General features: G+C 70.0%; 12 protein-coding genes. 11 read left to right on the top strand and 1 reads right to left on the bottom strand.

From position 1 onward, the window contains the following. Positions 1-26: 26 nt before the first annotated feature. Complete coding sequence (locus tag ACT4N7_RS17340) at positions 27-857, bottom strand: IclR family transcriptional regulator (RefSeq protein WP_444829787.1); 831 nt, start codon at positions 855-857, stop codon at positions 27-29. 93 nt (positions 858-950) lie between these two features. On the opposite strand from ACT4N7_RS17340, the gene hutH reads away from it, so the two are divergent. The 11 genes from hutH (at position 951) to dcd (ending at position 13,251) form a co-directional block, all read left to right on the top strand. Then, a complete protein-coding gene (hutH, locus tag ACT4N7_RS17335) occupies positions 951-2,483 on the top strand; it encodes a histidine ammonia-lyase (protein WP_444829786.1) in 1,533 nt (510 codons plus the stop codon). Further along, positions 2,480-4,141 carry a urocanate hydratase gene (gene hutU, locus ACT4N7_RS17330; protein WP_444829785.1) on the top strand — a complete coding sequence of 554 codons (1,662 nt, stop codon included), beginning with the start codon at positions 2,480-2,482 and terminating at the stop codon, positions 4,139-4,141. The genes hutH and hutU overlap by 4 nt, the downstream gene beginning before the upstream one ends. Further along, a complete protein-coding gene (locus ACT4N7_RS17325) occupies positions 4,138-5,331 on the top strand; it encodes an allantoate amidohydrolase (RefSeq protein WP_444829784.1) in 1,194 nt (397 codons plus the stop codon). The genes hutU and ACT4N7_RS17325 overlap by 4 nt, the downstream gene beginning before the upstream one ends. Next, positions 5,328-6,635 (top strand): formimidoylglutamate deiminase, encoded by a 1,308-nt coding sequence (locus ACT4N7_RS17320; RefSeq protein ID WP_444829783.1) that lies wholly within the window; start codon positions 5,328-5,330, stop codon positions 6,633-6,635. Before ACT4N7_RS17325 ends, ACT4N7_RS17320 begins: the two co-directional genes overlap by 4 nt. Then, a complete protein-coding gene (gene hutI, locus ACT4N7_RS17315) occupies positions 6,632-7,789 on the top strand; it encodes an imidazolonepropionase (protein ID WP_444829782.1) in 1,158 nt (385 codons plus the stop codon). The genes ACT4N7_RS17320 and hutI overlap by 4 nt, the downstream gene beginning before the upstream one ends. A gap of 32 nt (positions 7,790-7,821) precedes the next feature. Further along, positions 7,822-8,814, top strand: a complete 993-nt coding sequence (locus tag ACT4N7_RS17310) for an aldo/keto reductase (RefSeq protein WP_444829781.1) — start codon at positions 7,822-7,824, stop codon at positions 8,812-8,814. Positions 8,815-9,289: 475 nt separating this feature from the next. Beyond that, positions 9,290-10,180 (top strand): class I SAM-dependent methyltransferase, encoded by an 891-nt coding sequence (locus ACT4N7_RS17305; RefSeq protein WP_444829780.1) that lies wholly within the window; start codon positions 9,290-9,292, stop codon positions 10,178-10,180. A gap of 17 nt (positions 10,181-10,197) precedes the next feature. Further along, complete coding sequence (locus ACT4N7_RS17300; protein ID WP_444829779.1) at positions 10,198-11,256, top strand: cytidine deaminase; 1,059 nt, start codon at positions 10,198-10,200, stop codon at positions 11,254-11,256. Continuing rightward, positions 11,253-12,191, top strand: coding sequence for a phosphotransferase (locus tag ACT4N7_RS17295; RefSeq protein WP_444829778.1), 939 nt, complete (start codon positions 11,253-11,255; stop codon positions 12,189-12,191). The genes ACT4N7_RS17300 and ACT4N7_RS17295 overlap by 4 nt, the downstream gene beginning before the upstream one ends. After that, positions 12,188-12,718 (top strand): dCTP deaminase, encoded by a 531-nt coding sequence (locus ACT4N7_RS17290; RefSeq protein WP_444829777.1) that lies wholly within the window; start codon positions 12,188-12,190, stop codon positions 12,716-12,718. The genes ACT4N7_RS17295 and ACT4N7_RS17290 overlap by 4 nt, the downstream gene beginning before the upstream one ends. After that, complete coding sequence (gene dcd / locus ACT4N7_RS17285; RefSeq protein WP_444829776.1) at positions 12,715-13,251, top strand: dCTP deaminase; 537 nt, start codon at positions 12,715-12,717, stop codon at positions 13,249-13,251. The genes ACT4N7_RS17290 and dcd overlap by 4 nt, the downstream gene beginning before the upstream one ends. Positions 13,252-13,263 lie beyond the last annotated feature (12 nt).

The raw sequence follows: 13,263 nt of genomic DNA, 5'->3' as shown, positions 1-13,263 counted from the left end.
GCTGGCCTCGGTCGGCCTCTGACCGTCTACGGTGGACCGGACCCCGCACTGCCCACGCGGTGGGGGGTCCGGTCGTTCGCGTGGCCGCCGATGCGGGTGCTCAGCTCGGCGGCCGCGCGTCGGGTCTGCTCGGCGAGTTCGGGCCACTCGGTGCCGCACTCGGCCGCGGTGGGGCAGGTGTGCCGGAACGTGGTGCTGATCGCGGCGATCGGGCGTCCGCCGTGGTCGAACACCGGGGCCGCCACCGAGGCGAAACCCGCTGTCACATAACCGTCTTCCACCGCCCAGCCGCGGCGCCGCTCGACGGTCAGCAGCCCGCGCAGCGCGGGCAGGTGCCCCGGCCCGCGGCCGGTGCGGTCGACGAACGCCGAGCGGGCCGGGAACAGCGCCCGAACCTGCGCCGCGGGCAGGTGCGCCAGCATCGCGCGGCCGGACGCGGGCAGGTGCGCGGGCAGCCGGACGCCGACGTCGGTGACCACGGTGTGCGGGTGCGGGGGCTGTTCGCGCAGCAGGTAAAGGGTTTCGCGGCCGTGCAGCACGCCCAGGTGCGCGGTGTGCCCGGTGCGCTCGATGAGCCTGCGCAGCACGGGCCGCGCCAGCCGCTCCAGTGGGTCATGGCGCAGATAGGCCGAACCCAGCTCGAACGCGGCCACGCCGAGGCTGTAGCGGCGTTCCTCGGGCAGATGCGTGACGAAGCCGGCGTCGGCGAGTTCGGCGAGCAGGTGGTAGGTGGTCGAGCGGGGCAGCCCGAGCTCCCGCGCGACGGCCGCCGCCGTGACCGGGCCCGCCTTGCCCGCGAGCAGGCGCAACACCGCCAGACCGCGCCGCAGCGCGGGCACATCGCTGCTCTCGCCCACGCGGCCGAGAATACGACTCAAGAGTCTGGGATACCAGACACAGTCACTCGATCCCCGGTCGTGTGTTCGGCTCGCGCGGGTTGGGATGGGGGCATGCAGCAACGAGTCCCGCTCGACGGTGGTCCGCTGACCCGCGCGCAGGTCGTGGCCGTCGCGCGCGGGGGTGCCGGGGTCGAGTTGACGCCGGACGCCCTCGCCGCGGTCGCCCGTTCGCGCGCGCACATCGAGCGGCTGGCCGACGCCGAGCAGCCGACCTACGGGGTGTCCACCGGTTTCGGCGCGCTGGCCGTTCGGCACATCCCGGTCGACCGGCGCGCCGCCCTCCAGCGCTCGTTGATCCGCTCGCACGCCGCGGGCGCCGGACCCGAGGTCGAGCCGGAAGTGGTACGCGCGTTGATGTTGCTGCGCCTGCGAACCCTGTCCACCGGACACACCGGCGTCCGGCAGTCCACTGTGGAGTCATTTGCCGGGATGCTGAACGCGGGCATCGTGCCGGTGGTGCACGAATACGGCTCGCTCGGCTGCTCGGGCGATCTCGCGCCGCTGTCCGCGGTGGCGCTGGCACTCATCGGCGAAGGCGAGGTGCACGACGCGGCGGGCAGCAGGCGGCCCGCGGCGGACGCGCTGCGGGCCGCGGGTGTCGAACCTGTCGTGCTGGCGGAGAAAGAGGGGTTGGCGCTGATCAACGGCACCGACGGCATGCTGGGCATGCTCGTCCTCGCCGCCGCCGACCTGCACCGGCTGCTCGACACCGCCGACCTGACCGCCGCCATGAGCGTCGAGGCGCTGCTGGGCACCGACCGGGTGTTCGCCGCCGACCTGCACGCCCTGCGCCCGCACCCCGGCCAGGGGCACTCCGCCGCGCGGATGGCCGCCTTCCTCGCCGATTCGCCGATCATGGCGAGCCACCGCGGACCGGACTGCACCCGTGTGCAGGACGCCTACTCGCTGCGCTGCTCCCCGCAGGTGCACGGCGCCGCCCGGGACACTTTGGCGTACGCGGAAATCGTGGCCGACCGCGAGCTGGCGTCCGTTGTGGACAATCCGATTGTGTTGGCGGACGGTCGAGTCGAGTCCAACGGCAACTTCCACGGCGCACCCGTGGCCTACGTCCTGGACTTCCTGGCGATCCCGACCGCCGACGTGGCCGGCATGGCCGAGCGGCGCACCGACCGGATGCTCGACGTGTCCCGCTCGCACGGCCTGCCGCCGTTCCTCGCCGACGATCCCGGCGTCGACTCCGGGCACATGATCGCCCAGTACACCCAGGCGGCCGTGGTGTCCGAACTCAAACGCCTCGCCGCGCCCGCGTCGGTCGACTCGATCCCGAGTTCGGCCATGCAGGAGGACCACGTCTCGTTGGGCTGGTCCGCCGCGCGCAAGCTCCGCAAGGCGGTCGACGGCCTGACCACCGTGCTGGCCATCGAACTGCTGACCGCCGCGCGGGCGCTCGACCTGCGGGCCCCGCTCGCCCCCGGGTCCGCCACGGCCGCCGCCGTCGCCGCGCTGCGCGAACACGTACCCGGCCCCGGCCCGGACCGCCACCTCGCCCCCGAGATCGCCGCCGCCGAAGAACTCGTCCGCACCGGCGCCGTGCTGGACGCCGTCACCAGGAGGACCACATGACCACGCCTGGCCCGCGACCCGTCCGCGCCGCCCGCGGCACCACGCTGACCGCGAAGAGCTGGCAGACCGAGGCAGCGCTGCGGATGTTCCACAACAACCTCGACGCCGAGGTCGCCGAACGCCCCGATGATCTGGTCGTCTACGGCGGCACCGGCAAGGCCGCCCGGAACTGGGCTAGCTTCGAGGCGATCACCCGTGCGCTGACGGTACTCGGGGACGACGAGACTTTGCTTGTGCAGTCAGGAAAACCGGTCGGCGTCATGCGTACGCACGAGTGGGCGCCGCGGGTGCTCATCGCAAACTCGAACCTGGTCGGCGACTGGGCCACCTGGCCGGAGTTCCGCAAGCTCGAAGCGCAGGGCCTGACCATGTACGGGCAGATGACCGCGGGTTCGTGGATATACATCGGAACCCAGGGCATCCTGCAGGGTACGTACGAGACTTTCGCCGCTGTGGCAACGAAACGGTTCGGCGGCACCCTGCGCGGAACCCTCACCCTGACCGCCGGGCTTGGCGGCATGGGTGGCGCGCAACCCCTCGCGGTCACCATGAACAACGGTGTCGCGCTGTGTGTCGAGGTCGACCCGGTGCGCGCGCGCCGCCGCGTGGAAACCCGTTACCTGGACGAACTCGCGCTCGACCTCGACGACGCGGTGGCGCGCGTCGAGCGGGCCAAGCGCGAGGGCAGGCCGCTGTCGGTGGGCGTCATCGGCAACGCCGCCGACGTACTGCCCGAACTGCTGCGCCGGGGCGTCGAGGTCGACATCGTCACCGACCAGACTTCCGCGCACGACCCGCTCGCGTACCTGCCCAAGGGGGTCGCCCTGGACGATTGGCACGACTACGCGTCGGCCAAGCCCGACGAGTTCACCGATCGCGCGCGCGAGTCGATGGCCGAGCACGTCGGCGCCATGGTCGGCTTCCTCGACGCGGGCGCGGAAGTCTTCGACTACGGCAACTCGATTCGCGGTGAGGCCAAGCTCGGCGGTTGCGAGCGGGCGTTCGACTTCCCCGGGTTCGTGCCCGCCTACATCCGGCCGCTGTTCTGCGAGGGCAAGGGCCCGTTCCGTTGGGCGGCGCTCTCCGGCGACCCCGCCGACATCGCCGCCACCGACCGGGCGATCCTGGAGTTGTTTCCGGAGAACGAATCCCTGGCCCGCTGGATGCGAATGGCGGCCGAACGTATCGCGTTTCAAGGGCTGCCGGCCCGAATCTGCTGGCTCGGCTACGGCGAACGGCACCTCGCGGGCATGCGGTTCAACGAGATGGTGGCCAGTGGCGAGTTGTCCGCGCCGGTTGTGATCGGCCGCGACCACCTGGACTGCGGCTCCGTCGCCTCGCCGTACCGCGAAACCGAGTCGATGGCCGACGGTTCGGACGCAATCGCCGACTGGCCGCTGCTGAACGCGTTGGTCAACACCGCCTCTGGAGCCACCTGGGTCTCCATCCACCACGGCGGCGGCGTTGGCATCGGCCGCTCGATCCACGCGGGCCAGGTCACCGTGGCGGATGGAACCCCGTTGGCCGGCCAGAAAATCGAGCGCGTGCTGACCAACGACCCGGCAATGGGCGTGATCCGACACGTGGACGCGGGCTACGACCGCGCCGACGAGGTCGCGGCCGAGCGCGGCGTCGCCGTCCCGATGGCCCGGTCATGACGGAGTTGTTGGCGGAGATAGCCTGCGTGGGTGTCGATGCCCGACGGGGCGGGTTCTCCCGGCATGGGTTCGACCACGCGGAGCTGGAGTTGCGCGAGTGGTTCACCGCCGAGGCGACCCGGCGCGGGCTCGGCGTCGAGGGTGACCGCAACGGCAACCTGTGGGCGTGGTGGGGCGAACCCGGTGCAGGCGCGGTCGTCACCGGCAGCCACCTCGACTCGGTACCCGGCGGCGGCGCGTTCGATGGCCCGCTCGGCGTCGTGTCGGCGCTGGCGGCGGTGGATCTCTTGCGTGCCAGGGGTTTCACTCCGGGCAAGCCGCTGGCGATCGCGGTGTTCGCCGAGGAGGAGGGCGGCCGGTTCGGTATCGCCTGCCTGGGCTCGCGGCTGCTGACCGGCGCGATCGACCCGGACACCGCCCGCCGACTATCCGATTCGGACGGTGTGTCGCTGGCCGAAGCCATGCGGGCGGCCGGTCTCGACCCTGCGGGACTCGGGCGCGACCCGGATTCTCTGGCCCGGATCGGCACCTTCGTGGAACTGCATGTCGAGCAGGGCCGGGGCCTGGTCGAGCTGGGCGCGCCAGTCGGTGTGGCCAGTTCGATCCTGGCGCACGGCCGGTGGCGCTTCAGCTTCGTCGGCGAGGGCAACCACGCGGGCGCGACCCTGCTGGTCGACCGGCGCGATCCGATGCTGCCCGCCGCGCAGGTGGTCCTGGCCGCGCGGCGAGCCGCTGGGCGAGTCGAGGGGGCCCGGGCGACGATCGGCAGGATCACGCCGAATCCGGGCGGTACCAATGTCATCGCGTCCACTGTGGACCTCTGGCTGGACGCCCGCGCCGCCGACGACGTCCGCACCAGGGCGGTGGTTGCCGAGATCGTCGCGGCCGCCGAGACCGCCGCCGCCGAAGAGGGCTGCACGGTCGCGGTCACCGAAGAGTCCTATGGGGACACTGTGGTCTTCGACCCCACCCTGCGCGACGACCTGGCGGGTGCACTCGGCGGCGTCCCCGCGCTGCCAACCGGCGCGGGTCATGACGCGGGCATCCTCGCCGGGCACGTGCCGACCGCCATGCTGTTCGTGCGCAACCCGACCGGCGTCAGCCACGCACCCGCCGAGTTCGCCGAGCCCGCCGACTGCGCGGCGGGTGTCGTCGCGCTTGCCGACGTCCTCGCGCACCTCGCCCGATGACCGCCTACTGGTGCGCCCACGCCTGGCTGCCCGACGGCATCGCCGAGGGAGTCCTGATCGACGTCATGGACGGCGTGATCAGCGATGTGTCCTATGTGGACAAATTGCCGCCGGGCGCGCACTCGCTGCCCGGCTTGGTCTTCCCGGGTTTCGCCAACGCGCACTCGCACGCCTTCCACCGCGCCCTACGCGGCCGAACCCACGGCGACGGCGGCACGTTCTGGACGTGGCGCTCCCGGATGTACGCGCTGGCAGGCCGCCTCGACCCGGACTCCTACTTCGCGCTGGCCCGGGCCGCCTACGCCGAGATGGCGCTGGCAGGCATCACCTGTGTCGGGGAGTTCCACTACCTCCACCACGCCCCCGGCGGGGGGCGATACGCCGACCCGAACGCCATGGCCGAAGCCCTGATCCACGCCGCGCGCGACGCGGGCATCCGGCTCACGGTGCTCGATACCTGTTACCTGGCAGGCGGAATCGGCGAACCGGTGTCCGCCGAGCAGACCCGTTTCGCAGACGGCACCGTCGACGCCTGGGCAGCCCGAGTCACTCACCTACGCGCCGACCCCACCACCCGAATCGGCGCGGCCATCCACTCCGTACGCGCCGTCCCCCGCGCCGCCCTACCCGAGATAGCTGGGGTGGGTGGTGGGTGGTCGTTGCATGTTCATCTTTCGGAGCAGCGTGCGGAGAACGAGGCTTGTCTTGCCGCGTATGGGTGTACGCCCACGGAGCTGTTGGCCGAGGCCGGTGTTCTGGGGCCGCGCACCACGGCCGTTCACGCCACCCACCTGACCCCGGCGGACATTGCCCTGCTCGGCGATTCCGGCACCGGTGCGTGTTTCTGTCCCACGACCGAGGCCGATCTGGCCGATGGCATCGGCCCGGCCCGGGAACTGCTGGACGCGGGTTCGCCACTGTCGCTGGGCAGTGACCAGCACGCTGTCGTCGATCCGTTGGCCGAGGCGCGCGCCCTCGAACACGGCGAGCGGCTGCGCACCGGGCAGCGCGGGCGGATCGCGCCCGGGGAGTTGATCACCGCGCTCACCTCGGCTGGACACGCGAGTCTGGGGTGGCCGGAAGCGGGGTGGATCAGGGTGGGCGCGCCCGCGGACTTCGTCGCGGTGCGACTCGACACGGTGCGTACTGCGGGTTGCGTGCCAGAACAAGCAGTTCTTGCCGCTACGGCGTCTGATGTGGACACTGTGGTGGTGGGCGGCCGGATCGTCGTCCGGTCTGGTGAGCATGTGCTGGGTGATGTCGGGCGGCTACTGGGTACGGCTATCGGGGGGTTGTGGGCATGAGCGTGCTGGTCACCGGGATCGGCGAGTTGACCACCAACGACGATGACCTCGGCACCGTGTCCGACGCCGCGATTGTGCTTGACGGCAACAGGATTGCCTGGGTGGGACCCGCTTCGGCGGCCCCGGACGCGGACGGGCGGGTCGACGTCGAGGGTCGTGCCGTCCTGCCCGGGTGGGTCGACAGTCACACGCACCTGGTGTTCGCGGGCGACCGCACGGCCGAGTTCGCCGCCAGGATGGCGGGTGAGCCCTATACGGCGGGCGGCATCGCGGTGACGGTGGCCGCCACTCGCGCGGCCACTGACGACGAGTTGTCCGCGGTCCTCCGTCGACACGTCACCGAGGCGCTCGCCCAGGGGACGACCTACCTGGAGACCAAGACCGGTTACGGGTTGACCGTCGCGGACGAGGTGCGCTCCGCGCGGCTGGCGGGAGAGTGGGCCGACGAGGTGACTTTCCTTGGCGCGCACCTGGTTCCGCTCGGCTGGACCGCTGAGTCCTATATGGACCTGGTGTGCGGGCAGATGCTGGACGCGGTGGAGCCGTACGTGCGCTGGGTCGACGTCTTCTGCGAGACGGGTGCCTTCGACGAAGAGCAGTCCCGCGCGGTGCTCACCGCCGCCGCCGCACGGGGGCTCGGCCTACGGGTGCACGGCAACCAGCTCGGCCCCGGCCCGGGTGTCCGCATCGCCGTCGAGCTGGGCGCCGCGAGTGTGGACCACTGCACGCACCTGACACCGTCCGATGTGGACGCACTGGCAGGCTCGGACACCGTGGCGACCCTGCTGCCCGCGTGCGACCTGTCCACCCGCCAACCCCTGCCCGACGCGCGGGCGCTGCTCGACGCGGGCGCCACCGTCGCGCTGGCGTCGAACTGCAACCCCGGGTCGTCCTACACCTCGTCCATGGCCTTCTGCGTGGCCACGGCCGTGCTCCAGATGCGCATGTCCGTCGCCGAGGCGGTCCGCGCCGCGACCTGGGGCGGCGCCCGCGCGCTGCGCCGCGAGACCGGCGACGGCGCCGTGGGCGTGCTGCGCCCGGGCGCCCGCGCCGACCTGCACGTGCTCGACGCCCCCTCCACGACCCACCTCGCCTACCGGCCCGGCGTCCCGCTCACCCACGCGGTCTGGCAGGCAGGCGCGCGCGTGCGCTGAGCTGGAGTAACTCCGGGCGTAGGTTGGAGTCCATGGAGTACACCCACCTCGGCCGCAGCGGCCTGTCGGTCTCTCGACTGGTCCTCGGCACCATGAACTTCGGCCCGGAGACCACCGAGCCCGACAGCCACGCGATCATGGACGGCGCGCTCGCCCACGGCATCAACTTCTTCGACACGGCCAATGTCTACGGCTGGCAGAAGGGGGAGGGGATCACCGAGCAGATCATCGGCCGGTGGTTCGCCCAGGGCGGCGGCAGGCGCGAGAAGACCGTGCTGGCCACCAAGGTCTACGGCGGCATGGGCGACTGGCCCAATGAGACGTTCCTGTCCGCGCTCAACATCCGCCGCGCGGCCGACGCCTCGCTCAAGCGGATGCAGACCGACTACATCGACCTGTACCAGATGCACCACGTCGACCTGAACACGCCGTGGGACGAGATCTGGGAGGCGTTCTCGGTCCTGCGCCAGCAGGGCAAGGTGCTCTACTTCGGCTCGTCCAACTTCGCGGGCTGGCACCTCGCCCAGGCGCAGGAGGCGGCCCGGAACCGGCACTTCCTCGGGCTGGTCAGCGAACAGTCGATCTACAACCTGCTGACCAGGTGGATCGAGCTGGAGGTGCTGCCCGCCGCGCGGCACTACGGCCTCGGTGTCATCCCGTGGTCGCCGCTGCACGGCGGCCTGCTCGGCGGCGTGCTGCGCAAGCAGCGCGACGGCGGCGCGTCTCGCGGGCTGTCCGGCCGCTCGGGGGACGCGCTGGAGAAGCACCGCGAGGCCATCGAGGGCTACGAGAAGCTGTGCGCCGACCTCGGTGAGGACCCGGCCCACGTCGGCCTCGCGTGGCTGCTGCACCAGCCGGGGGTGACCGCCCCGATCATCGGCCCCCGCACCGCCGACCAGCTTGACGGCTCGCTGCGCGCCCTGGCGATCACCCTGGACGCCGACACCCTGGCGAAACTGGACGAGCTGTTCCCGGCGCCCGCGCCCAACGGCGCCAAGCCCGCCCCCGAGGCGTACGCCTGGTAGTGGCGCGCCCACGGGAAAGAGCGTCGGGGCTCTTTTCCGTGGGCGCTTTACTTTCGCTTTACGGCGCATCCTTTAGTGAGATCCCGGGAAATCGTGTGGTAGTGATGTGGCCGTATTCACCGCACCTGATCGGACCAGTTGACTGCGCCTCTCGGCGTATCCGCCAAGGGGTCGGGCAGGTGTACGGCAGGTATCGATAGGGGGTTCCACCGCGTTGGTCGACGTGCTAGCGTCCCGTTTTATCCCACGGCGGTAAGCGTCGGATCGCCGGTTGGGCTCTTAGCACGATCAGACGGGGGACCGATGACAATGCTCGGTGCGAGTTTACGGACGTGACCGACGTCGGGGAATAGGCGCGGATCCGCGTTGTCGCGATCAGCCGACACACGCCGTCCGCCGGTCGTCCCCGTTAATGATCATCCGGTGTGGCAACGCCCCGCAGTCGGACGACAATCGACTCACGAGTGAGGAAAGAATGACCCAGAACACGGCAGGGGCAGCGTTGGCGCAGCCGTTCAGCTTCGGGATCGAGTACATCCGAGAGCACTTCGGCAGCAACACCGCTCTGGCGACCCAGCAGATGACGCACAATCGCTATCGCCAGAACCGTGAGCCGCTCATCGACCACCTGCTGCGCTGCCTGGACCTGACCGGCCGGGAGACGGTGCTCGATCTGGGGTGCGGCAACGGGTTCATCCTCCGCGACGTGGTCAGCAGGCTTCGGGCGGGCGGCCGGACCATCGCCATGGACATCTCGCCCGCGATGCTGGAACTGGCCAAGCGGAACGCGACCATGTCCTGGGCGCCCCTGGAGTTCATCGAAGGCCGCGCCGAGGATCTCTCGCAGTTCCCGGACGGGACGTTCGACCGGGTCATGGCGAACTTCATCTTCCACTACATCACCGAGCCCGACGTGGTGTGCGCCGAGATCGCCCGCGTGCTGGACCCCAAGGGCCACGCGCTCGTCTCGATCGAGGCCCGCGCCTCGATGCCCGAGATGTACGAGATGCACTTCACGGCGATGGCGAAGGTCGGGTTCGCCGCCGACTTCATCGAGCGGCTGCCCAAGGGGAGGCGCGGCAAGATGGTGCTGGACAACGCCGAGGAGACGCTGGTCAAGCACTTCGACCGGGTCGAGGAGCGGCCGTATGTCGACGCGCTGCACTTCGAGTCGCCCGAGCCGTTCATGCAGTTCTATGTGGACGGTCACCGGTACTGCGGGGCGTTGGCGATGGCCGGGGACGACATCCCGGCGTCGATGTTCGACGCGCTGCACGCCGAGGTCGAATCCGTGGTGAGCGCCCGAATCGCCGAGGTCGGCTACTTCGAACTCAGCAAGCGCAACTCGGTGTTCATCTGCGCGTGAGCGACAGGAGACCGGTGATGACGGCCGATTCTCGGCCCCCGCTCCGGGTGGCGCTGTTCGGGCTGCCCGGAGCGGGGAAATCGACCAGCGCGGGGCTGCTGCGGCAGACCCTCGCCGAATTGGGCTACCACATCGCGGTGGTGAAGCTCGCCGCGCCCCTCTACGACGTCCAGGATTTCTTCTACACGCGGACCGATTCACCGTTGGCCGACGGACAGCAGGATGGCGCGCTGCTCAACTTCCTGGGTTCGCATTTCCGCCGGACGGCACCGGAATTCCTGCTCGCGGACTTCGCCGAGCGATGCGCCAACGCGACCCTCGGCGGCGCCGACGTCATCATTTGCGACGACGCCCGGCCGACCGATCTCGACGGATTGGCGGACCAGGGATTCCGAATCGCCCGGATCACCGTGCCGGACGCCCTTCGCCGGGCGCGGAAAGTCGGCCGGGGCGACCGGACCGTCGGAAACGACGAACATCCCACCGAGGCGGGCGGCGAGTCCGTGACGTCGGACTTCGAGATCGACAATTCCGGCGGCGTCGCCGAATTGGCCGATCGGATTGTCGAATTGGCGAAGGCGCTCATGGCGCTGCCGGACCGCGACCTCGGTGTGGTCGAGCGGAAGCACATGCTGGAGTCGCTCGTCGAACACGCCCGCGCGGCGATCACGCCCCGCTATGCCGAGAACCGACACCAGATCGGCGCGGTCATTCTCGCGGGCGACGGCCGGATCTTCACCGGCATCCACCTGGAGGCGATGGTCGGCCGGGCGTCGATCTGCGCCGAGGCGGTCGCCCTCGGCAAGGCGTGCGCGGCCGGCGCGACGGACCTGCGCGTCGTGGCGGCGGTCCGCCATCCGAAACCGTCGGAGGCCGCGCGCGAGATCAAGCTGGTGCCGCCGTGCGGGCTGTGCCGGGAGCTGCTCCTGGACTACGGCCGAGACCTCCGGGTCGTCGTCGCGACCGACGGCGAACTCGACCTCGTCCCGCTGTCGGGGATGCTGCCGCACAAGTACGTCGGGACGAAATGGCCCGCGGCGGGCAGTCCGCGCAAGCATGAACTGGTGGTGGAATGAGCACTTTCCCGGACTTTCTCGCCGCGGAGTTCCCCGGTGCGGAGATCACCGAACTCAGCGGTTCCAACAACGTCGTGTACCAGGTGCGCTCCGGGAGCGAGGTCGTCGTCGCGAAGCACGTGACCGACACCGACATCCCGCTCACCTACCTGGCCGACGCCACCGCGAAGCTCGCCGAGCAGCTCCCCGTCCAGCGGATCCTCCGGGTCTGCGAGCGGGATCGCGGCGAGCCGTTCGACGCCGTGTTCGCCGAGTACGTCGAGGGGCGCAATCTCGCGACGGTGCTGGCCGAGGACGAGCGCGCGGTGCCGACCGCGGACCTCGTGGCGCACCTGTGCCGGTTCGTCACCGCCTGCCGGGAAATGCCGAAAATGCACGACGGCTTCGGTCTCTACAAGCGCGACGCGCCGGTCATCGGCACGCACCGCGAGTTCGTGGAGCATTACGGACGCCGATACTGGAATCGGGCGCGGCCGTTCTACGACGGCACCCGGGTCGGCACGGCCGTGGACGAATGGCTGTCCGGGGGTTTCGCGGCAGCCGCGGAGCGCAACCCGGCGGCCTTCACCGTCGTGGCCATCGACGCCAATCTGAAGAACTTCATCGTGACGCCGGACGGCCGGATCGTGGTGCTCAACGTGCCGATCGCCGGCTTCTCCACGCCCGCGCACGCGGTCGGCGCGATCAGCGCGCACCTGCGGAATCGGGAGCCGCACAAGCATTTCCTGGACGCCGTCGAGGGCGGAATCTGCGCCGACGACGCGGACCTGGTGCCGCATTTCGAACTCTGGGCGCTGCTCGGCATTCTGTCGTTCTACGCGGTGCGCGAACCGAACCGGCAGCGGGAATGGCGCAACTGGGGCTCGCCGGTGTCGCTGGACGAGGACTTTCGAAACCTGGTCGAGACCCACATCAGCCGGGCGGGTGCGCGATGATCCTGACGGGTTCCGCCATTGTCGACGCCGTGGACCGCGGCGACATCGTCATCGACCCGTTCGACGACGCGCGGGTCAATCCCAACAGCTACAACTACCGGCTGGGCCAGGAGATCTACCACGTCCGGTCCAGCGGCGACGCCCGGCTCGACGCGGTTCAGGAGCGGATGGAACCGGCCGACGGCCGGTACCTGCTGCGCAAAGGCCAGTTCTATCTCGGCCACACGGCGGAGCGAATCGGCAGCACCCGCTATGTCACCTCGCTCATCGGCCGAAGTTCGATCGGGCGGATGGGGCTGTTCGTGCAATTGTCCGCCGATCTCGGCCACTGCGGCGCCGTGCACCGGTGGACACTCGAACTGCTGCCCACAATCGATATCTACGTCTACCCGGGCCAGATCATCGGCCAGGTGTCGTTCTGGGCCGCCATGGGCGATGTCCTCGCCTATCAGGGCTGGTACGGGCGACACGATCGGCCCATGCCGTCCAAGCTGCACCGGCACTCAGAGATTCGAGAGCTACTGTGATTCTCAGCGGCCATGAAATCAACCGGCAGATCGAGTCGAGCGCTATCACGGTCACACCGTTCGACCCGGATTTCATCAATCCGAACAGCATCGACCTGACCCTCGACGACACGATTCTCCGCTATTGCGATTCGGTCCTCGACCCGCGGGTCGAGGCCGAGGTGATCGAGGTGAAGATTCCCGAGGACGGTCTCCTGCTGGAGCCGATGAGCTTCTGCCTCGGGTCGTCGCGCGAAATCGTCGGCAGCACGAAGTTCGTGCCGATGGTCCACGCCAAGTCGAGCACCGCGCGGGCCGGTCTCTTCGTGCACGTCACCGCGGATCTGATCGACATCGGCTCGGTCGGCACCATCACCTTCCAGCTCTTCTCGACGCTGGCGTTGCGGGTCTATCCGGGGATGCGGATCGCGCAGATGACGTTCTGGAAGCCGCAGGGCGAGATCACCCTCTACTCGGGCAAGTACCAGGGGTCGACGGGCCCGCGGAAATCGATGATCTTCCGGGATCGGCATTGGGAGACCCTCGCCCGATGACGGAATCAGTCG

It is taken from the genome of Actinokineospora sp. (genome assembly GCF_052390155.1).
Taxonomy (GTDB): domain Bacteria; phylum Actinomycetota; class Actinomycetes; order Mycobacteriales; family Pseudonocardiaceae; genus Actinokineospora.
This window is presented reverse-complemented; position numbering and strand designations above follow the sequence as displayed.